Annotated in this window: 18 protein-coding genes; 13 read left to right on the forward strand and 5 right to left on the reverse strand. The window is 65.2% G+C overall.

What is annotated here, in order from left to right:
* Position 1 precedes the first annotated feature (1 nt).
* The 4 genes from lpxB to FYK34_RS06420 all read left to right on the forward strand — a co-directional run bounded on the left by lpxB (position 2) and on the right by FYK34_RS06420 (position 3,020).
* Positions 2-1,174 carry a lipid-A-disaccharide synthase gene (gene lpxB / locus FYK34_RS06405; protein WP_149295591.1) on the forward strand — a complete coding sequence of 391 codons (1,173 nt, stop codon included), beginning with the start codon at positions 2-4 and terminating at the stop codon, positions 1,172-1,174.
* Complete coding sequence (gene rnhB / locus FYK34_RS06410; RefSeq protein WP_174774503.1) at positions 1,165-1,752, forward strand: ribonuclease HII; 588 nt, start codon at positions 1,165-1,167, stop codon at positions 1,750-1,752. The genes lpxB and rnhB overlap by 10 nt, the downstream gene beginning before the upstream one ends.
* 1 nt (position 1,753) lies before the next feature.
* Positions 1,754-2,266, forward strand: a complete 513-nt coding sequence (locus FYK34_RS06415) for a DNA-deoxyinosine glycosylase (protein WP_149295592.1) — start codon at positions 1,754-1,756, stop codon at positions 2,264-2,266.
* Positions 2,267-2,804: 538 nt separating this feature from the next.
* The gene (locus FYK34_RS06420; RefSeq protein WP_149295593.1) at positions 2,805-3,020 is read left to right on the forward strand and encodes a hypothetical protein; all 216 of its coding nucleotides are present in this window, start codon (positions 2,805-2,807) and stop codon (positions 3,018-3,020) included.
* 84 nt (positions 3,021-3,104) lie between these two features.
* Here the strand turns inward: FYK34_RS06420 and FYK34_RS06425 are convergent, their stop codons facing one another.
* Positions 3,105-3,428, reverse strand: a complete 324-nt coding sequence (locus FYK34_RS06425; RefSeq protein WP_149295594.1) for a hypothetical protein — start codon at positions 3,426-3,428, stop codon at positions 3,105-3,107.
* Positions 3,429-3,653: 225 nt separating this feature from the next.
* On the opposite strand from FYK34_RS06425, the gene FYK34_RS06430 reads away from it, so the two are divergent.
* The 4 genes from FYK34_RS06430 to FYK34_RS06445 all read left to right on the forward strand — a co-directional run bounded on the left by FYK34_RS06430 (position 3,654) and on the right by FYK34_RS06445 (position 9,146).
* Positions 3,654-5,258 carry an NAD(P)/FAD-dependent oxidoreductase gene (locus FYK34_RS06430; protein WP_149295595.1) on the forward strand — a complete coding sequence of 535 codons (1,605 nt, stop codon included), beginning with the start codon at positions 3,654-3,656 and terminating at the stop codon, positions 5,256-5,258.
* Between the two features lie 162 nt (positions 5,259-5,420).
* Positions 5,421-7,430, forward strand: a complete 2,010-nt coding sequence (locus FYK34_RS06435; RefSeq protein ID WP_149295596.1) for a ferritin-like domain-containing protein — start codon at positions 5,421-5,423, stop codon at positions 7,428-7,430.
* A gap of 11 nt (positions 7,431-7,441) precedes the next feature.
* On the forward strand, positions 7,442-8,326 hold the full coding sequence (gene bufB, locus FYK34_RS06440; protein ID WP_149295597.1) for an MNIO family bufferin maturase: 885 nt from the start codon (positions 7,442-7,444) through the stop codon (positions 8,324-8,326).
* Positions 8,304-9,146 carry an HvfC/BufC N-terminal domain-containing protein gene (locus FYK34_RS06445; RefSeq protein ID WP_168209660.1) on the forward strand — a complete coding sequence of 281 codons (843 nt, stop codon included), beginning with the start codon at positions 8,304-8,306 and terminating at the stop codon, positions 9,144-9,146. The genes bufB and FYK34_RS06445 overlap by 23 nt, the downstream gene beginning before the upstream one ends.
* 57 nt (positions 9,147-9,203) lie before the next feature.
* Here FYK34_RS06445 and FYK34_RS06450 read toward each other — a convergent pair whose 3' ends face one another.
* Both FYK34_RS06450 and FYK34_RS06455 read right to left on the reverse strand, forming a co-directional pair.
* Entirely contained in the window at positions 9,204-9,641 is a 438-nt protein-coding gene (locus FYK34_RS06450) for a cytidine deaminase (protein WP_168209661.1), read from the reverse strand.
* Positions 9,642-9,748: 107 nt separating this feature from the next.
* Positions 9,749-10,663, reverse strand: coding sequence for a LysR family transcriptional regulator ArgP (locus tag FYK34_RS06455; protein ID WP_149295600.1), 915 nt, complete (start codon positions 10,661-10,663; stop codon positions 9,749-9,751).
* A 166-nt stretch (positions 10,664-10,829) separates the two neighbouring features.
* Here FYK34_RS06455 and FYK34_RS06460 point away from each other — a divergent pair, with 166 nt between their 5' ends.
* Together FYK34_RS06460 and FYK34_RS06465 are read left to right on the forward strand one after the other, a co-directional pair.
* A complete protein-coding gene (locus tag FYK34_RS06460) occupies positions 10,830-13,268 on the forward strand; it encodes an EAL domain-containing protein (RefSeq protein ID WP_149295601.1) in 2,439 nt (812 codons plus the stop codon).
* Positions 13,269-13,335: 67 nt separating this feature from the next.
* Positions 13,336-13,971, forward strand: a complete 636-nt coding sequence (locus FYK34_RS06465; protein ID WP_149295602.1) for a LysE/ArgO family amino acid transporter — start codon at positions 13,336-13,338, stop codon at positions 13,969-13,971.
* Here FYK34_RS06465 and FYK34_RS06470 read toward each other — a convergent pair.
* Positions 13,941-14,792 (reverse strand): LysR family transcriptional regulator, encoded by an 852-nt coding sequence (locus tag FYK34_RS06470; RefSeq protein ID WP_149295603.1) that lies wholly within the window; start codon positions 14,790-14,792, stop codon positions 13,941-13,943. The two genes, FYK34_RS06465 and FYK34_RS06470, sit on opposite strands and share 31 nt — an antisense overlap.
* Before the next feature lie 112 nt (positions 14,793-14,904).
* Here FYK34_RS06470 and FYK34_RS06475 point away from each other — a divergent pair, with 112 nt between their 5' ends.
* The 3 genes from FYK34_RS06475 to FYK34_RS06485 all read left to right on the forward strand — a co-directional run bounded on the left by FYK34_RS06475 (position 14,905) and on the right by FYK34_RS06485 (position 17,115).
* Positions 14,905-15,627 (forward strand): SDR family oxidoreductase, encoded by a 723-nt coding sequence (locus tag FYK34_RS06475; protein WP_149295604.1) that lies wholly within the window; start codon positions 14,905-14,907, stop codon positions 15,625-15,627.
* Between the two features lie 205 nt (positions 15,628-15,832).
* Complete coding sequence (locus FYK34_RS06480; RefSeq protein WP_149295605.1) at positions 15,833-16,384, forward strand: neutral zinc metallopeptidase; 552 nt, start codon at positions 15,833-15,835, stop codon at positions 16,382-16,384.
* A gap of 2 nt (positions 16,385-16,386) precedes the next feature.
* Positions 16,387-17,115 carry a hypothetical protein gene (locus FYK34_RS06485; RefSeq protein ID WP_149295606.1) on the forward strand — a complete coding sequence of 243 codons (729 nt, stop codon included), beginning with the start codon at positions 16,387-16,389 and terminating at the stop codon, positions 17,113-17,115.
* Positions 17,116-17,119: 4 nt separating this feature from the next.
* On the opposite strand, the gene pbpC is transcribed toward FYK34_RS06485, so the two are convergent.
* Positions 17,120-19,354: a penicillin-binding protein 1C gene (gene pbpC, locus FYK34_RS06490; RefSeq protein ID WP_231137387.1), complete on the reverse strand. Its 2,235-nt coding sequence runs from the start codon at positions 19,352-19,354 to the stop codon at positions 17,120-17,122.
* Between the last annotated feature and the right edge of the window lie 4 nt (positions 19,355-19,358).

Below are 19,358 nucleotides of genomic sequence, written 5' to 3' on the forward strand. Positions count from 1 at the left end.
TATGAGCGATCACTTGTTCAAGCGAAAAGGGGCGCTGAAGGTCGCCATGGTGGCCGGCGAGGCCTCTGGCGATCTGCTGGGCGCCCACCTGATGGACGCGCTGCGGGCGCATCGCAGCGATATCGACTTCGCCGGCATCGGCGGCCCTCGCATGGAGTCCAGAGGCTTCCACAGCATGGTGCCGCAGGAAAAGCTGGCAGTGCGCGGTTATTCCGAAGTGCTGAAGAGCCTGCCGGAGCTGCTGCGCATCCGTCGCGAGCTGCGTGAGCGGCTACTCGCGGAAAAGCCGGACGTCTTCATCGGCATAGACGCGCCAGACTTCAACCTGGGACTGGAAGCTGCCCTGAAGAAGGGCGGCGTGCCTGTCGTGCACTACGTCAGCCCATCCATCTGGGCCTGGCGGCTGGAGCGCATCCAAAAGATAGGCCGAGCCGTCAATCACGTGTTGTGCCTGTTCCCGATGGAGCCACCCTTATACCGACAGGCCGGGATTCCCGTGACCTATGTCGGCCATCCGCTGGCCAGCGAGATTCCGCTGGAACCGGACCAGGAGGCGATGCGCGAGCAGCTGGGCCTGCCGCAGGGCGTGCCTATCTTCACGCTGATGCCGGGCAGCCGGCAGAGTGAGCTGGAGTTCATGGCGCCGGTCTACCTGGACACCGCCAGGCTGCTGCTGCGCCAGTATCCGGACGCGCAATTCCTGGTGCCGCTGGCCACCCGCGCCACGCTGGACCAGTTCGAGCGCATGTTGTCGCAGTTCAAGGCGCGCGATCTGCCGATACGCAAGCTGTTTGGCCATGCCCAGATGGCGATGATAGCCAGCGACGTGGTGCTGGTGACCAGCGGCACCGCCACCTTGGAAGTGGCATTGACCAAGCGGCCGATGGTGATCAGCTACAAGCTGTCCGCGCTGACTTACCGCCTGGTCAAGCGCAAGATCAAGCTGCCCTACGTGGGCCTGCCCAATATTTTGTGCGGCCGCTTCGTGGTGCCGGAATTGCTGCAAAAACAGGCCACGCCGCAAAAGCTGGCCGATGAAATGATCCGTCTGTACAGCGATACCGCCGCGCGCGGCGAAATGGTCAAAGCCTTTACCGAGCTGCAACTGTCGCTGCGTCAGGACACGGCCAACCGCGCCGCGCGCGCGGTGCTGGAGGTGGCGCGATGCCACTGACCTGCGGCGTGGACGAGGCGGGCCGCGGCCCGCTGGCCGGCGCCGTGTTCGCCGCCGCCGTCATCCTGGACCCGGCCAAGCCGATTGTCGGCCTGGCCGACTCCAAGGTGCTGAGTGAGGCCAAGCGCGAGGCCTTGGCGGAGCAAATCAAGCGCGACGCGCTGGCCTGGAGCATCGCCAGCGCCAGCGTCGACGAGATAGACAAGCTCAATATCCTGCAGGCCACCCTGCTGGCGATGACGCGCGCCGTGGAAGGCCTGCCGGTGCGGCCGGACCTGGCGCAGATAGACGGCAACCGCGTGCCCAAGCACTTGCCGGTGCCGGGCGAAGCCATCGTCAAGGGCGACGCCAAGGTGCAGGCGATTTCCGCCGCGTCCATCCTGGCCAAGACCGCGCGCGACGCCGAGCTGGTGGCGCTGGACGCGCTGCACCCGCAGTACGGCTTCGCCCGCCACAAGGGCTATCCCACCGCGGAACACCTGGCCGCCATCGAAGCGCACGGCGCGCTGCCGGCGCACCGCAAGACCTTCGGCCCGGTCAAGGCCTGGCTCGCTCGCCAGCAAGGCCAGCTGTTCTGATATGCCGGACCTGGACAAGCACAGTTTTCCGCCAGTGACGGATGGCGACACGCGCCTGTTGATCCTGGGTTCCTTGCCCGGCGACGCCTCCCTGGCTGCCGCGCAGTACTACGCGTATCCGCAAAACAAATTCTGGGAGCTGATCGGCGCGGTGATCGACGTCGATCTGCGCGCGCAGCCCTACGCGCAGCGTCTGCAAACCTTGCTGCGCCATGGCATCGGCCTGTGGGACGTGATCGCCCAGGCCGAGCGCAAGGGCAGCTTGGACGCGGCGATTCGCAATGAAACTCGCAACGAGCTGCTCGAATTGATCGCAAACCTGCCCAAACTGCGCATGGTCGCTTTCAATGGCGGCACGGCAGCCAAGCACGGACTGAAATCGCTGGGCGCGCATGCGGACGCCTACCGGATTATCCGCCTGCCGTCCTCCAGTCCGGCGCATACCCTGAAGTTCGAGCAAAAACGGCTGGCGTGGGCCGCGCTGGCCTCTGCGCTGGATCTTCCCGCGGCCTGACGCCGACCCGCCGACGCCATCCCTGATCCTGTGTTGCGTCATTTTGCCGCATGAATTCTACGGCCTGCATCGCTGCATCTTGGCTCAGGCAGTTTGCTGAGCCACTCTTGATTCGGCCGCCACCCAGCCCTGCGCGTGTTTCCGCCTCCCGGCATGGCTTGCGGCCATGCGATGCGCGTGGCGCCGCTATGGGCTGTCTTCTATGTCGGTTTCTTCATCCCAAGGCGCATCCCCAGGTTGTGGACTCCGATCACCGGATTCAAACCGCGAATCCGGACATTGTCGTCTCGGTGATGTGAGTCATGGAGGAAGGGCGCTATGTCGGGACCGGGGACGCACGCACGAGCTTGCCGGGACGACGCGCGGCAGCGGCGGGAGATGTGCCATAGCCGTTTTCATGGGGCGGTTCGTGGCGCATTTGCTCCATCGGGCCGGCAAATGCGCGGCTAACTGACAGCCAGACTTGCCGGCAAGCGGCGATTGCGACGATATTTACATCTCCCCCTGTCTTGCCGCATCCCCAGCCGGAGAGTTGCCGATGAGTCGTTACTGTATCTGGTTTGTCAGCGCCGACGATAGCGTGATGCGTCGCGCGGAGGTCGTGATCAATGGCGTGATCCACGGCCATCGGGTTTTGGAGGAAATCGAGTCGCAGCTGGCGCGCGATTGCGGGCTCAGCCAGGTGATGATTGTGGATTGGAAGCGCTTTGAGTCGCCGGACGAGGACGGCGGCCGTTTGGCGCGGGTGGCTTGACGGCGCGGCGTCCCGCGCCTCTCCCTTGTCGCGCGGCTCCCGGCCGCCCGGGCTGCGCAGGCGTGGCCGGCGCTTGCCGCGAATTCAGCCCGCCCGGTCCGGCTGGCCGATGTCTCGCCGACCGATCTTGCCGTCGCCATCGAGGCGGAACTTGAAGCAAGTCTTAAACTCTCCTTCGCGGTCGCCCTGAAACGCGCCGTAAGCCTCCAAGCCCTGACTCTCCGCGCGATCGATGCGGCTGAAGTGCTCAGGCCTCATCGCGTGCTCGCGGAGCTTGAGGAAATGGGCAGGCTGGCCTTTGCCGGCAAAGGCGGGGCTTAACTGAGCCAGCCAGCTGGCATGGCCGTCTGATTGCAGCGCGTGGATGGCCTGTCTGACGTCAGGCTGGGTCAGCATTTGCCAATCCATATTCTGGTTCCTGACAGAAACAATTCGCGCGGTGCGGTGGCGGGGCGGTTGGGAGTCCCGCGGTTATCCGGCGTCCAGCGCCGGACGGGAGAACGACTCTGCAGGCCGTAGTCAATATCCAAACAGTATGCAATGGACGGGTTGACCTGAATCGTGCCGCCGGTGTCTTTTGTCGCTACAATATCGGCCTCGTTGAATAGATACCAACCTAGCACTGGATTTTTTATGTTGCGCATTTCCGAACTGAAGCTGCCGCTGGACCATACGCCAGAGGAGCTGGCCGATGCCGTTTCCTCCTATCTGAAAGTGCCGGCGGCGGACGTTCGAAGCTTTACCGTATTCAAGCGCAGCTACGATGCGCGCAAGGGCGTGATGAGCTTGGTTTACATCATTGATGTCGATGTGGCCAACGAGGACAAACTGTTCGTCCGTTTCAAGGGCGACCGCCGGGTGATGCCCACCCCGGACACCCATTACTACTATGTCGCCCAGGCGCCGGAAAATCTGAAGTCCCGCCCTGTCGTGGTCGGCTTTGGGCCTTGCGGCATTTTCGCGGCGCTGATCCTGGCGCAGATGGGCTTCAAGCCCATCGTGCTGGAGCGCGGCAAGGAAGTGCGCCAGCGCACCAAGGACACCTGGGGCCTGTGGCGCAAGAGCCAGCTCAATACCGAATCCAACGTCCAGTATGGCGAGGGCGGCGCCGGCACCTTCTCCGACGGCAAGCTGTACAGCCAGATCAAGGACCCGCGCCACTTGGGCCGCAAGGTGCTGACCGAGTTCGTCAAGGCCGGCGCGCCGGAAGAAATCCTGTATCTGGCCCGGCCGCACATCGGCACTTTCCGCCTGGTTTCCATGGTGGAGAACATGCGCGCCGAGATCATTGCCCTGGGCGGCGAAATCCGTTTCGAGCAGCGCGTGGACGACCTGATCCTGGACGGCGACAGCGTGCGCGGCGTGAAACTGGCCGACGGCGGCGAGGTGCTGAGCGATCACGTGGTGCTGGCGCTCGGCCACAGCGCGCGCGACACCTTCCAGATGCTGGAGAAGCGCGGCGTGTACATGGAAGCCAAACCGTTCTCCATAGGCGTGCGAATCGAGCATCCGCAGTCCCTGATCGACGCGGCGCGCTGGGGCAAGTACGCCGGCCATCCGATTCTGGGCGCGGCCGACTACAAGCTGGTGCACCACGCGGGCAACGGCCGCGCGGTGTACAGCTTCTGCATGTGCCCGGGCGGCACCGTTGTGGCGGCCACCTCGGAAGAAAAGCGCGTGGTCACCAATGGCATGAGCCAGTACTCGCGCAACGAGCGCAATGCCAACTCCGGCTTCGTGGTCAGCATCTCGCCGGAAGTGGACTACCCGGGCGGCCCGCTGGCAGGCTTGGACTTCCAACGCGAGCTGGAAAGCAAGGCGTATGAGCTGGGCGGCGGCGATTACTTCGCGCCGGCGCAGTTGCTGGGCGACTTCATGGCCGGCAAGGCTTCCACCCAGCTGGGCGAGGTGGAGCCGTCGTACAAGCCGGGCGTGACCATGACCGACCTGTCCCGCATCCTGCCGGACTTCTGCGTGGAGGCGATGCGCGAGGCGATTCCGCACTTCGCGCGGCAGATTCGCGGCTACGACCTCTACGACGCGGTGCTGACCGGCCTGGAAACCCGCACCAGCTCGCCACTGCGCATCACGCGCGGCGACGATTTCCAAAGCCTGAACATCAAGGGCCTGTTCCCGGCGGGAGAGGGCGCGGGCTACGCCGGCGGCATCCTGTCGGCCGGCGTGGACGGCATCAAGATCGCCGAAGCGGTGGCGCAAGCCATCGTCGCGGGCGGCTAAGCGTTTTCAGCCGTTGCAAGCTTCAAGCGAGCCACCCCGCGGGGTGGCTTTTTTACGTAGAATTTCTTAGCAAGCCTATATAGGCTTACTTACGGCATGGGAATCTCTAAAGTCATAAGGCAGTGCAGCCTTGCGCCTAGCGCGCTCTCTTTGGAGGATGAGATGGATATTCCTGTTCTTGGCGCCAGCCTGAAGCCGATCACCGATCGCAGCCTGAGCGAGCTGGAAAGCGACAAATCGGCAGCCCGGGCCATCATTCAGGCCGCGGTGAGCGTGGAGCTGTTCACGATCCCGCTCTACATGACCACGATGTACTCGATCCAGGGCACCCACCAGATCAACAGCAAGGGCCAGGACTACTATTGCGGCCGGCAGTGGCCGGGCGCCGCGCCGGTGGCGCAGCCCAGGGACGACAACGAGCGCGCCTTCAATATCGTGTTCAGCGTATTCATTCAGGAGATGCTGCATCTGCAGATGGCCGCCAATCTGGCCACGGCCATGGGCGTCAAGCCGGACTTCACGCCGCCGGGCCTGGTGGATAAGGACCTGGGCTGGGTCTGCTATGGGCCGCAGCAGTCGGTGCTGCCGCACATCCTCAATCTGCGCGACACCAGTGTCTACAGCAATGTCAGGGTCAACCTGGAAGCGCTGAACGAAAACCAGATTGCCCTGTTCCGCGCCATCGAACAGCCGGAAGGCGCGGCGCGCGCCGAGCTGGCCAAGCAGCCGCCGCAGGTGCGAGCCCGCTATTTCCCGCAAGTGCCCTTCGCCGGCTGGAAGCCAGCCATGGGGGTGCAGGATCTGCCCATGTTCGGCACCATAGGCTGGATGTACGAGTGCCTGGCGCAATACATCAGCATCGAATACGCGGACGGAAAGACTTTATGGGACAAGCTGGCGACGGCTGACGCCGTGCAGCAGGATCTGTTCAACGTGCATGGCCCCAAGAATCCGGGTCATCCGATGCGGGAGTTTCCGCAACTGTCCACGCTGTTTACGCCAGAAGACTTCCGCGACGGCAACCGTTCCTTCAATAAGGCCATAGACATGATGGCGGCCATCACCGACCAGGGCGAAGGCGCGCAGATCAGCCTGCGCCGTTACCGGCGCGGCGGCCTGTTGCAAGAGGTGAAGGAGCCGTACCGCGAGGACCGTTCGGCCTTGGAGGTGGATTATCCCTCGTATGATGGCGAGGGGGATCCGGTGGCTTCCGCCGACGCGGCCGCGCGCTGCGACAGCGCTGAGTGGACCCATTACGAGCGTTTCACCGAGCTCTACCTGATGCTGCGCCGGGTGGAAACCTGGGAACAATGGCATGCCAAGGGCAATCGCTGGACGTCCGGCATGCTGACCAACACCGAGTACGATCCGGCAGCGGCGCCCAAGGACATCCCGGCGCCCGAGCAGGTGGCCGATGCGCTGAATACCCTGAAGCAGGACCGTTCCATGTATTCGGTGTTGAGCCAGGTCTCGGTGGGCGCCATCGCCGGCATCACCACGGTGCTGAATACCTATTGGGAAAATCAGCAAGCCAGCTTCCCCTATCCGTCCATGGTCGGCGCCGGCGACCGCGTCTCCCTGTGCTGGGCGGTGTTCGGCAAGGCGCCGGACCTGTCGCTGGGCGTAGGGCAGCGTGAGGCCGGCAAGCTGTACCACGCCTGTCAGGGCATGAGCCTGGATGGCGCATCGGGCTCCAGCTGCGCAGCCATCGAGATCTACCACACTTGCCGCGGCTCCAACAGCTGCAAGGCGGAAGGCGGCTGCGGCTTCGTGCAGAACGACAGCGGCGGCGGCTCCTGTTCGGCCATGCGCCGCGCCGCGCCCACGCTGCATGCGTCTTGCGGCAGCCAGTGCGGTAGCCCGACGCCAACGCCGGGGGCGGATGCGTTCAGCGCGCCCAGCGACAACAAGTGCGCCAGCTTCGGCGGCTGCGCGGTGCCGATTTCGGCATCGCAGCTCTTCCCCAGCCAGGGGCAGATGAAGCTTTATGATTTTGTCGGGCCGGAGCATGCCAGCCAGCCCTTGCCGCAAACGCTCGAGTTCGCCGTCGGCGAGGCGGTGTATGACAAAGCTTGGCAGGCTTACCGCGAAGTGATGGCCGCGCGCGGCAAGGAAGCGGGCGATCCGCCGAATCCGACGCCGCTGCGCGTGGCGCTGCCGCCTTCAACCTGATAGGAGCGCGCGTGACACAGCCCCGGCTTGGCTTGCCGAATCTCGGTTTCGGCGTCGGCTTGCGCAATGTGCATTTCCCGCACATTGCCGAGCACGGCGCCGGCGTCGACTGGTTCGAGATCATCAGCGAAAACTTCATCGGCCATCAGGGCTATGCCCGCCATGTGCTGGATGGCCTGCGGCAGCGCGTGCCAGTCGTGATGCATGGCGTATCGCTGTCCATCGGCTCTTGCGACGAGCTGAATCGGGGCTATCTGATACAGCTGCGCCGGCTGGCAGAGGAACTGCGGCCGGCATGGGTGTCCGATCATCTTTGCTGGACCGGCGTGGCATCGGTCAACTCCCACGATCTGCTGCCCCTGCCGCTGACGGAGGAGAGCTACCGCCATGTGCGGGAGCGCGTGCTGCAGGTGCAGGACTTCCTGGGACGGCCGCTGGTGCTGGAGAATCCCAGCAGCTATCTGCAGTTTTCCCACTCCACCCTGCCGGAGTGGGCCTTCTTGTCCCGGCTGGCGCAGGACTGCGGCTGCGGCCTGCTGCTTGACGTCAACAACGTCTACGTTTCCGCTTACAACCATGGCTTCGATCCCGAGCATTACATTCGGCAACTGCCGGTCGACCACATCGTGCAGATCCACCTGGCGGGGCCGAGCGATTGCGGAGACTGCCTGATCGACACCCACGATCACCCGGTGCCGGACCGGGTTTGGCAGCTGTATTTGCTGGCGCAACGCCGCTGCGGCGGCGTCAGCACCCTGCTGGAGTGGGATGCCGATATTCCCGCTTATCCCGACTTGCTGGCAGAGCTGGACAAGGCCCGGATATTGCTGGCGGATCAGGCTCCGGAGACGCTTCCGGGCGGAAAGGATAGCCGTGAATCAGCCTGCCTTGCATGACTGCCAGCGCTGGCTGTTGACGGCCATGATGGCCAGCGGCGGGCTGGATCAAGGCTTGGCGCTGGCGCGCCTTCAGTGCGGGGCCGATGAAACCCTGGTGGCGCAGCCGCCGCGCGGCGAGCGGCGGGACCGCATAGGCATCTACCATCACGGCTACTGGATGCGGTTGCTCGAGTGCCTGCGCGCGGACTATCCCATGCTGCGCAAGCTGCTTGGCGGGCCGATGTTCGATTGGCTGGCGCGCGGCTATCTTGCCGCGCAGCCATCGCGCACGCCCTCCTTGCACGATCTTGGCTGTCGGTTCGCGGATTTCCTCGCCGCCACGCAGCCGGACCCGGAGTCGCTGGCGTGCCAGCTGCCGGTGGCCCTTGCGCGTTTGGAGCGGGCGCTGGCGGAGGTGGGGAGGGCGCAGGGGCTGGAAAGCAAGGCGCCGGCGGCGGAGCATGACTGGCTGACTGCGCTGGCCGGCGGCCATCCTTTGGCTGGTTTGCGCATGCCGGACAGCGTCCGCCTGCTGCAGGCGGCGCTGCCGGTGCATGAATATTGGCGCAGCCTGCAAGAGATGGAGGAAGCGCCGGCCACGCCGGCGCGCCAAGATTGCTGGCTGACGGTGTCCAGAGTGCAGTGGCGCGTGCAAGTGCACGCCGTGACGGCGTGGCAATACCGCTTGCTGCAGTCGCTGGGGGCGGGGAGCGGGGGCGACGAGGCCATGCGCTTGGCGGCGGAGTCGGCAGCCTTGCCGCCGCGCGCCTTGCTGGCGCAAATCTGCTTGTGGCTGCCTTCGGCGCAGCAACTGGGGCTGCTGTGCCGCGAGGGCTAGGGGCGTAAAACAAACGGAAACCCGCAGGTTTCCGTTTGGTATGGCGCGCGGCGGGATTTAGACGGCGGGCGCTTGCAGATTCTTGGGGCCGAAGGCGCCCGGCAGCAGCACATCCAGCGTGGTGTCTATCATGTCTTCGCCATCGCAGATGGCGCGCACGCGCATGGTGGGCCCAAACTCGTTCAATACCTGGCGGCAGGCGCCGCAGGGCGGCGTGGGCGTGGGAGTGGGGGTGTAGATGCATACCGCCAGCACTTCCTGCATGCCGTGGTTGGCCCGGGCGGCGTAGACCGCGGTGCGCTCGGCGCAATTGGTCAGGCCGTAAGAGGCATTTTCCACATTGCAGCCGATGTGAATCTTGCCGTTGCCGTCGAGAATGGCGGCGCCGACGGTGAACTTGCTATAGGGCGCGTAAGCCTGTTTCGCGGCCAGCTGCGCCGCCATTTCCAGTTCGGCCCACTGCTCATTGCTGGGTACATGCTGATTGCTGGTCATGCTGCCTCCATTAAACCAGATCGGCGTCGGATGATGCGACAGCGCGTGGCGCATTGTCAATGCAAGCGCGCCATGCCGATCCGAAACGTATTGTCGGATGAATTCTGCTATCGGCCTGCGCTGTCGGCCTTGTCCTGGCGCAAGTATCTTCCGCAATGGTTCAACATGGCCTCGGTCAGTGCCTGAGACAGGCGGGACTCCACGCGCCAGTGGTGCCAATAGAGCGGGATGTCGATGAACTGGCCGGGAAACAGGTCGATCAGGCGGCCGCTGGCCAGATCGTCTTCCAGCATCAATTCCGGCAATAGGCAGTATGCCAAGCCCTGCCGGGTCAACTCCACAAAGCCTTGCGCGGATGGAATGGTAAAGCTGGGAAAGCTGCCCTCGTAAGCGGCGGCTTGGCGCAGGAACTGCTCCTGCACGGCATCCTTGCGGCTGAACAGGATGGAGGGCGCGCGAGCGAGCGCGGCGGGATTCACGCCGTTTGGGAAGTAGCGCGCGGCAAACTCCGGCGTGGCCAGGCATAGATAGCGCATCGCGCCCAGGTAATGCTGGGCCCCGCCCTGGATGGGCACGGGCCGGGTGCCCACGCAGCCTATGACATGGCCGGTGCGCATCAGCTCGTGCGTGTGGTCCTGGTCGTCCACCACGATGTCGAGCAGCAGGTCGTGCTTCAGCAGGACCGGGGCCACCGCCTGCACATACCAGGTTGCCAGGCTGTCGGCATTGACGCCAACCGAGAGCGTGGTGAATTCGCGCTGGCGCGTGGCGGGGTTGAGCTTTTGCAGCAACTGGTCTTCCATCAGCAGCAATTGCTGATAGTGCTGCAGCAGCTGGCGTCCGGCCTCGGTGGCTTCCGCTGGCGCAGTGCGGGTCAGCACGGGCTGGCCCAAGTGTTCTTCCAGCTGCCGGATGCGTTGGGATACCGCGGACTGGGTCAGAAACAGTTTCTTCGCGGCCTTGTCGAAACCGCCGGTTTCCGCCACTGCGGCCAGTGTTTGCAGTTGTCTGGGATCTAACAAGGTTTCCTCAAGTAGCAGGTATGAGTAAATATCCGATTAATAATGCCGCTGGACTTGCTTAAAAGCCAGCGCCGTGGCATGTTGCAGGCTTCGGCCTGATCATTTCAAGTCGGATGGTCGCCGGAAATACAATACAAGAACCCGCTCGCCTACGGGCGGACGGGTCATGATTCAGCGATGGATGCGGGCAGAGGGGCGGAACCGGCGCAAGTCGGCGCAGAATGTGAAGATGCAGACGGACGACAAGGCACTCCTGGCAGGCATGTGCCGTTTAATCGGCATCCGAGCCGATCATCTGGCGCTGTTGCCGCGCTACGCCGAGCTTTGCCTGGCGCGGCGCGAGGTATTGGCGAAAGAGCTGTACTGGCATTTGCTGAAGAGCGAATGCGAAGCCGAATCGCTGAAGCAGCGCGCCGGCAGCCTGGAAGCCGTCGTGGAACGGCTGCTGCAGGAGTGGGAGAGCTTGCTGCGGCTGCCGCTGGACGAGGCGCGTGCCTGGCAGCTCAGCCTGGCCGGCGAAACCTGGTGCCGCATGGGCATCGGGCTGGGATGGCTGGCCGGACTGTATGAGCGCGTCCAGGCCCACCTGCTGGCCAGCCTGGCCCAAGCCCCGATGGCGCAGGACGACGCGGTGGAGGCCGCCCGGCTGCTGCGCAAGCGCATTCTGCTCGATCAGATGCTGAAAACTCATGGTTACCAACGCGCCTTGCAACAGGAATCCCTGACCCGCCAGCAGCATCTGCAATCCATTTCCGCCCTCTATTCCACCTTAAGCGGCGTCACCCTGGCCCTGGCCGACAGCGTGGACCGCCGCATCATGCTGCAGTCGGTATGCGATGTCTGCGTGCAAGAGTCCGCGTTCAATATCGCCTGGGTCGGCATGCTGGCTGGAGATGAGCTGCAGATGTCGGCGATGGCGCATCAGGGCTGGCAGATGCCGGGCGAGGAGATGTTCGCCTTCGTCAGGCTGGACGAGGGGCACGAAGCCAACCCGGTGGCGCGCGCGCTGCGCGGCCGTGTGCTGCAGGTAAGCAACGACGTGCGCGGCGATCCGCATCTGCATGGTTGGCGCGAGGGTTTGGGCGCGCTGGCCGATGGCAGCCTGCTGGTGGCGCCGCTGCTGGTGCGTCAGCATGTGGTGGGCGTGCTGGTGTTGCATTCGCGCCACCGCCACTTTTTTGATCAGACCCGTCTGGCCCTGTTCGATGTGATGACGCGCGAAATCGGCCGCGCGCTGGAGCGCCATGAGGCGATGGAACGCAGCCAGCGCATCGAGACGGAACTGGATTTTCTGAGCCGGCACGATGTGCTGACCGGCCTGCCCAATCGAAGCCAGATGCAGGACCTGATAGGCCGGTTGCTGCGCGCGCGGCACGGCGGCAGCCAAGTGGCGGTGCTGGCCGTGGCGGTGGAGGGCTTCCACGAAATCAATGCCCGGCTCGGTTACGACGGCGGCGACATGGTGCTGTGCGAAATGGCGCGCCGCCTGCGCGACGCCATCTATCCGTTTGGCCATGTCGGACGGGTGGGCGCTTCACGCTTCATCGTCTGCACCGAGCGCGTGGACCGGTCGCAAGAGCTGGTGGATGCGGTATTGCGGCAATTGCCGCTGCCGGTGGAGGTCATGGCCGTTACGGTGGAGGCTCGATGCAGCGTGGGCGTGGCGGTGAGTCCCGCAGGCCCGTGCGATCCGGCCAGCCTGCTGCGCCGCGCCAACCTGGCGCTGAACCGGGCCAAGGAGCAGGGCGGCGGACATTATCGCCATTACGACGCGGCGCTGGACGAAGAGATTCATCGCCTGCACGCCATGCGCAGCGCCTTCGCGATGGCCGTGCCGCGCGGCGAGCTGCGCTTGTATTTCCAGCCCAAGATCAACCTGCAGACCAATCGCATCGAAGGCGCGGAGGCGCTGGTGCGTTGGGTGCGCGACGGCCGCTACATGCTGCCCGGCGAATTTTTCCCGGCCATCGAGAACAGCGGCCTGATGCGCGAGCTGGATTGGTGGGTGCTGCGCGAGGCGGTGCGCCAGGCATGCGAATGGCGCAACCAGGGCCAGATCATTCCCGTCAGCGTCAACCTGTCCGCCGCCACGCTGAAGCATGATGACTTCCTGCCGGCGCTGAGCGCGCTGCTGGAAACCCACCCGCTGCCCAGCGGCTTCCTGGAGCTGGAGGTGCTGGAGAGCGTGACCCAGCAGGAAGCGGAGCAGATCACGCCCAAGCTGGAGCGTTGCCGCGACCTGGGCCTGTCCATCGCGCTGGATGATTTCGGCACCGGCGCCTCGTCGCTGGTGCATCTGCAGCAGCTGCCTTTCGACACCATCAAGATCGACCAGCGGTTCGTGCGCCTGCTGCTGGACATGCCGGGCAATGAGGCCATCATCCGCAGCATGCTGTCCTTTGCCCATTACACCGGCCGCAAGCTGGTGGTGGAAGGCGTGGAGAGCCGCGCGATCTGGCAAAGGCTGCAGGAGATAGGTTGCCATGACGGCCAAGGCTACGGCATCTCGCCGCCGCTGGCCGCGCATGAACTGCCGGGCTGGGTGCGCGACTGGAATGTCAGCGGCGCGGATGTGCGCGTTATTAATTCTGCTTATGTATCATGATTTTTATTAGTTTTACTTAACAGTACGCGTGCGTTTATTCTGCCTGCCAATGATTCAGGAGCAGGCTATGTTCAATTTCAACGTCTTTCTTTCCGCGCTGGGCATCTCGTTCAGCCAGATCGTCGGCATCGGTCCGCAAAACGCCTACGTGCTGCGCCAGGGCATAGGCCGCAGTCATGTGCTGCCCATCATCGCCATCTGCATTGCCGCGGACATCCTGCTGATTGCCAGCGGCGTGTTGGGCATGGGCAAGGTGGTGGCCGGCATCCCGGGTTTTCTCAGCGTGGTGACCTGGGGCGGCGCCGCCTTCATCCTGTGGCTGGGTTTCAAGTCCTTCCGCGCGGCCTATCAAGCCGGCGGCATGTCATTGGCCGGCAGCGTGGAGCGCGACCGCAAGCGCGCCATCCGCACCATTCTGGTGGTGACCCTGCTCAATCCCTACGTCTGGCTGGATACCGTGGTACTGATCGGCGGCGTCTCCACCGTGTACGGGGAGGAGGCCAATCTGTCCTTCCTGTTGGGCAGCCTGTGCGCCTCCGTGCTGTGGTTCAGCATCATCGGCTTGTTTGCCGGCAAATTGGCGCCCCTGTTTGAAAAACCGGTCAGCTGGCGCGTGCTGGATGGCGTGATCGGGCTGGTGATGCTATTCACCGCGTCCATGCTGATCTACAACTACGGCCTGTCCGCGCCGCTGCCGCTGTAATTGTCCAGGCTTTCGCGCAGGGCCTGCAGCGCCGGCAGCTCCAGCGCTTGCGCCGGATAGCATAGGCCTACCCGTCGCGTCGGCCGCGCGCCGGCCAGGGCCACTGGGCAAAGGCCGGGGTGGTCGGCGGCAAGGGCGCGCGGCAACAGCGCCACGCCCATGCCCGCCGCCGCCATATGCGCGGCCAACCGCAGGCTGCCGGCCCGCGCCGCCACGGCCAGCGCAGGCGCGGCGGCGCCCAGCACATCCAGCAGACGCTGGTGGCTGACATGGGCGGGGCAGATGATCCAGTCCGGCTCGTCCAGCAAGGCCGGGTCTTGTTCCGTCGTCCCGGCCAGCCGGTGCGTGTTTGGCACCGCCAGCACAAAATCCTCCTCCCACAAGGGCAGAAACAGCTCATCCTCGCAGCGGTCTTCTTCAGCGGTCAGCCTCGCCTCGCCATCGCAACCTTCCAGCACTTCCACCAGGATGCCGGGCTTGGCTTCCAGAATGCGCCGCAGCAGGCACTCCAGCTGACTGCGGCCGATGTCCAGCCCCACGCCCAGGCGCAGGGGCAGGCAGTCGCCGCGCTGGCGGAACATCCGGCGCATGGCATCGGCCTGGGCCAGCATGCGCCTAGCTTGCGGATACAGCAGGCGGGCCTCCTCGCTGACTTCCACGCCGCGCGGCAAGCGCTCAAACAGCGTCACGCCCAGCGCTTCCTCCAGTTGGCGGATGGTCACGGACAGCGTGGGCTGGGTGACGAAGAGCCGCTGCGCGGCCACGGTGATGCTGCGCTCCTCAAAGACGGCGACGAAGGCCTTCAGTTGGCGTATATCCATAGATTTTCTCGATGCCAGTCAGTGATTTTTATCATTTTTCAACCGTGAATAGGCTGAATATACTGCTACTCATTCGATATGTATCGCTTTTATTTATGGAAGGACAGCACTCATGAACAAGCCTCTCATAGTCATCACCGGCGCCAGCTCCGGCATCGGCGCCGCCGCCGCCAAACTGTTTTCCGCCGCTGGCCACCCTTTGCTGTTGCTGGCGCGCCGCGTGGACAAGCTGGAAGCCCTGGCGCTGCCCAATGTCCTGTGCCGCCGGGTGGACGTCACCGACGGGGCGGCGATGCGGCAGGCGCTGGCGGAAGCCGAGGCCAAGTTCGGCCCCGCCGACGCCATCGTCAACAATGCCGGCGTGATGCTGCTGGGCGCGATGGCGCAGCAGGACCCGGAAGAGTGGCAGCGCATGCTGGACGTCAACGTCAAAGGTCTGCTCAACGGCATTCACGCCGTGCTGGGCGGCATGGTGGCCCGCGGCCGCGGCACCATCATCAATATCAGCTCCATCGCCGGGCGCAAGACCTTCCCCAGTCATGTGGCGTACTGCGGCACCAAGTTCGCCGTGCATGCCATCTCCGAGAACTTGCGCGAGGAAGTGGCGGGGCAGGGCGTGCGCGTGATCACCATCGCGCCGGGCGCGGTGGAGACTGAATTGCTGGGCCACACCACGGATGAAGCAATCAAGGCCGGCTATCAGGAGTGGAAGCAACAAATGGGCGGCGTGCTGGCGGCGGAGGATGTGGCCCATGCCATCGCCTACGCTTATCAGCAACCGCAGCGCGTCTGCATCCGCGAAATCGTATTGGCGGCGACCGGCCAGCAAGCCTGATCCCGCTAGGTTTCCTGGCAGAAAAGGACGGAGCGGGGCTCCGTCCTTTCGCATGGCGAGGCCGCGCGCGACAAAACGGCGCAGGGTCATTTAATTCAATATGCATATCAGTGAGGACGCTTAGAGAAATTTGTTCTTTCCGATCTATTTATTCATATCGAATAAACAAATCTCCGTGGCACAACACAACAAGGAGAAAGAGATCATGAGAAACCAATTCGTCAGCCTGCTCGCAATCGGCGCGGCTCTGGCAGGCCAAGCCGGCGGCGTGTTCGCCATGCCGGTGAGCAATGCCTACATCCAGTCCAGCGCCAATGAGATCCGCGGCTTCCTCGGCGCTTATGCGCGGCCTACCGTGTATGTGGATCAGCAGGCCTGCGGCGAGCCTCAGGCCAATGCCATGGCTTGCGGACCTTACACCATCAGCGTGGGCACCGGCTTTTTGCAGCAGCAGGAAAGCAGCTATGGCAATTATGTGGCCAAGTTCATCCTGGCGCATGAGTGGGGCCATTCCGTGCAATTCACATATGGCATTTACCGTCAGGCGCCCATGCAGGAACTGCAGGCCGACTGCGTGGGCGGCACTTTCGCCCGCTATGCCGAAACCAGCCTGCGCTACCCCAGCTTCATCGAGAACGCCGTCGCTTCGGCGCGCGACGCGGCGGATTACGCTGAGCACGGCACCCCCTCGCAGCGTGACTACTACTCGCGCTATGGCTACGCCAATGGCTTCGGCGCCTGCATGAATCGGATCTGACGATGAAACGGGCAACGGGTTGGCTGGTTGCGGCTGCTGGGACGGCAGCCGCGGTGTTCTGGCTATGGTTGCCCGCCAGTCCGCGTGAAGACGGAGGCGCGCCGCCCTTGAAGGCGGCGGCTTCCGGCGCCGCGCAGCGCGGCGGGACGGACAGGCTGGGTGAAAAGAGCGCCGCGATGGACCAGGCCGGCGGTTTCAGCTTCGCGGTGGGCGGCGATCCCGCATTGCTGGCAGGCGCGGGCGCGGCGGCGCCGGAGACGGCGCAAGAGCGGGAGCGCAGGCTGCAATTGCGCAAGCTTGGCTATCAGATAGACATGCGCTATTACCGGATGTCGCTGGCCGAGCTGCGCGAGGCGGCCAAGCGCGGCGACGCGCAGGCGCTGACCCACCTGGCGGAACGCTATCTGTTCCAGCTGGACGGCCATCCGCGCGAGCCGGACTATGAAGCCGGCTTCCCCTACCGGGAGCAGGCCAGGCAGGCGCTGCGACAGGCCTTTACTCAAGGCAATGCCCATGCCGCGGCGATGATCTCGGAAAGCTATCTGTTGGACAAGCAGCCGCAGCAGGCCGCCGCCTGGAACTTGGTGGCACGCCGCGCCGGCGACGAGCTGAGCGCGGACTGGTTTCTCAAGACCAAGGACTATCAGGCCATGAGCGATGCGCAGAAGGCCGCAGCGGCGCGCGCGGCGGAGCAGCTCTGGCACGCGCTGCAATCGCGCAAGACCCCCTAGCGGCTCATCGCGCGGCGTTTGCCCGCGGCTTGCCCGGCCGCGGGGAAGCGCCGCGCACCTCGAAGCTCACCGCATCCACCGTCTTGCCGTCGCCTCCGCGCAGCTCCAGCCGGTGCCGCCCCGGCCAGGGGAACCAGGACAGCTCCGCGCCGCCGCCCATCCGTTTGCCGTCCAGCCACCATTGCGGGCGCGTCACGCCTTGCGCGCGCCACACCAGGCGCTGATTGGCCGGCGGGATGTCCGGATCGAGCGCGTACACGCTGCCGTCTACTGGCGCGGCGATGCCCGGCGTAAGGCTGGCGGCATTGCCGCGCTGCGGCACGATCTCCGCGCGCTGGGTGCCGGCCAGGAACCACTCGGTCCTTGCTGCCGCCGCATTGCCCTGGTAACGCACGCGCTGGCGCACGAGGCCTGCGGGCGGCGCGGGCGGCGGCAAGGGGGGCGCCGATTGCTGGGCGCGGTCCAGCACCGTCTGCCACAGCGGCGCCGCGCCATGCATGCCGGACACGTCCCACATCGGCTCGCCGTCGGCATTGCCCACCCAGGTCGCCACCGTGAAGCGGCGCGAGAAGCCGACTGCCCAGTTGTCGCGCATGTCTTTGCTGGTGCCGGTCTTCACCGCGCTCCAGTAGCGGGTGGACAGCGCGCTCTCCAGGCCGAAGGTGAGCGCGCGCGCGGTGCGGTCGGACAGGATGTCGGCGATGATGAAGCTGCTGGCCGCGTCCAGCAGCCGAACCGGCTTCGGCTTGGCGTCGGCCAGCGTCCAGCGCGGCGAGCTGGCCAGGCCCTGGTTGGCCAGCGTGCGGTAGGCATTGGCCAGGTCCAGCAGGCGGATGTCGGCCGCGCCCAGCGCCAGGCTGTAGCCATAGTAGTCGCCGTCCTCGGTCAGGCTGGAAAAGCCCAGTTTGACCAGGCGGTCGCGCAGGGCGTTGGGCGTGACCATTTCTATGGTGCGCACCGCCGGAATGTTCAGCGAGGACGCCAGCGCGGTGCGCACCGGAACCAGGCCCTTGAAGTCCTTGGAATAGTTTTGCGGGGCGTACAGACCGCTGCCGGTCTGCAGGTCGAGCGGGCTGTCCGCCAGCAGCGAGGCGGCGGTCAAATAGTGTTTCTCCAGCGCCATCTGGTACAGGAAGGGCTTGAGCGTGGAGCCGGCCTGGCGCGGCGCGGTGACGCCGTCCACCTGGGCGGCATTGGACAGGCCGCGGCCGCTGGAGCCTATCCAGGCCAGGATGTCGCCGCTCTGGTTATCCAGCACCACCAGCGCGCCGTCCTGCACATTGCGCTGCGACAGCGCGGACAGATGGCGGCGCAGCGCCGCGGCGGCGAAACGCTGCAGCGGCAGGTCCAGCGTGGTGGCCACCCGGCTGCCGGCGGGGAAGCGGCGCGCCTGCTGCAGTTTCTGCGCGAAGTGCGGCGCGTCCTGCTCGGCCAGCGGGTTGGCGGCGCGGCTACGGGCCAGCGCCTGGGTGGCGCGCACGCCCAGCGCGGCGCAGTCCGGCCGGCGGCCGATGTCCCGCAGGATAAGACAGGCGCGGGCGGCCACCCTGTCCGGCGAGGCATTGGGCGCGCGGATCAGCGCCACAGCGATGGCCGATTCTTCCAGGTTCAGGCCGGACGGCAGCTTGCCGAACAGCGTGGACGATAGCGCGGACAAGCCGACCAGCTCCCCGCGGAAACCCACCAGATTGAGATAAGCCTCCAGGATTTCCGCCTTGCTCCAATGCCGCTCCAGCCAGGCGGCGGACCAGGTCTGGCCCATCTTCTGCCACAGGCTGCGCCCGCCCTTGCTCACTTTCAAGTCCTCGTCCAGCAGGCCGGCCAGCTGCATGGTCAGCGTGGACGCGCCGCGGGTGCGGGTGTTCCACAGATTGGCCCAGGCGGCGGCCGCCACGCCGGACCAATCCACGCCGCTGTGCTGGTAGAAGCGCTTGTCCTCGGACAGCACCAGCGCCTGGCGGAAGGCGGGCGAGGTGTCCGCCAGCGCCACCCAATCCTGGCGCCTAGCCTGCTTGTCGACGCGCAGCCGCTGCAGCATCTGGCCATGGCGATCAAGAAACATCACGTCGGATGGCTGCCAGGCGGCTTTCACCTGCTGGAAGCTGGGCTGGGCCCAGCAGGGCGCGGAAAGCAGGAGCAGCGCGATAGGGCCGCTTGCCAGGCGGCGCAGACGGGCGCCAGTTGGCTGGCCGGAATGCGACGCGGAGCGGCGGTGGGAGACAAGCAATGAGTGAGCCATGCGG

Source organism: Chromobacterium paludis (assembly GCF_008275125.1).
GTDB lineage: Bacteria > Pseudomonadota > Gammaproteobacteria > Burkholderiales > Chromobacteriaceae > Chromobacterium > Chromobacterium paludis.

What these genes read in the sequence shown, in the direction of transcription:
- lpxB (WP_149295591.1), top strand. Translation starts at nt 2, where the DNA reads ATGAGCGATCACTTGTTCAAGCGAAAAGGGGCGCTGAAGGTCGCCATG.
- rnhB (WP_174774503.1), top strand. Translation starts at nt 1,165, where the DNA reads ATGCCACTGACCTGCGGCGTGGACGAGGCGGGCCGCGGCCCGCTGGCC.
- FYK34_RS06415 (WP_149295592.1), top strand. Translation starts at nt 1,754, where the DNA reads ATGCCGGACCTGGACAAGCACAGTTTTCCGCCAGTGACGGATGGCGAC.
- FYK34_RS06420 (WP_149295593.1), top strand. Translation starts at nt 2,805, where the DNA reads ATGAGTCGTTACTGTATCTGGTTTGTCAGCGCCGACGATAGCGTGATG.
- FYK34_RS06425 (WP_149295594.1), bottom strand. Translation starts at nt 3,428, where the DNA reads ATGGATTGGCAAATGCTGACCCAGCCTGACGTCAGACAGGCCATCCAC.
- FYK34_RS06430 (WP_149295595.1), top strand. Translation starts at nt 3,654, where the DNA reads ATGTTGCGCATTTCCGAACTGAAGCTGCCGCTGGACCATACGCCAGAG.
- FYK34_RS06435 (WP_149295596.1), top strand. Translation starts at nt 5,421, where the DNA reads ATGGATATTCCTGTTCTTGGCGCCAGCCTGAAGCCGATCACCGATCGC.
- FYK34_RS06450 (WP_168209661.1), bottom strand. Translation starts at nt 9,641, where the DNA reads ATGACCAGCAATCAGCATGTACCCAGCAATGAGCAGTGGGCCGAACTG.
- FYK34_RS06460 (WP_149295601.1), top strand. Translation starts at nt 10,830, where the DNA reads ATGATTCAGCGATGGATGCGGGCAGAGGGGCGGAACCGGCGCAAGTCG.
- FYK34_RS06465 (WP_149295602.1), top strand. Translation starts at nt 13,336, where the DNA reads ATGTTCAATTTCAACGTCTTTCTTTCCGCGCTGGGCATCTCGTTCAGC.
- FYK34_RS06470 (WP_149295603.1), bottom strand. Translation starts at nt 14,792, where the DNA reads ATGGATATACGCCAACTGAAGGCCTTCGTCGCCGTCTTTGAGGAGCGC.
- FYK34_RS06475 (WP_149295604.1), top strand. Translation starts at nt 14,905, where the DNA reads ATGAACAAGCCTCTCATAGTCATCACCGGCGCCAGCTCCGGCATCGGC.
- FYK34_RS06480 (WP_149295605.1), top strand. Translation starts at nt 15,833, where the DNA reads ATGAGAAACCAATTCGTCAGCCTGCTCGCAATCGGCGCGGCTCTGGCA.
- FYK34_RS06485 (WP_149295606.1), top strand. Translation starts at nt 16,387, where the DNA reads ATGAAACGGGCAACGGGTTGGCTGGTTGCGGCTGCTGGGACGGCAGCC.
- pbpC (WP_231137387.1), bottom strand. Translation starts at nt 19,354, where the DNA reads ATGGCTCACTCATTGCTTGTCTCCCACCGCCGCTCCGCGTCGCATTCC.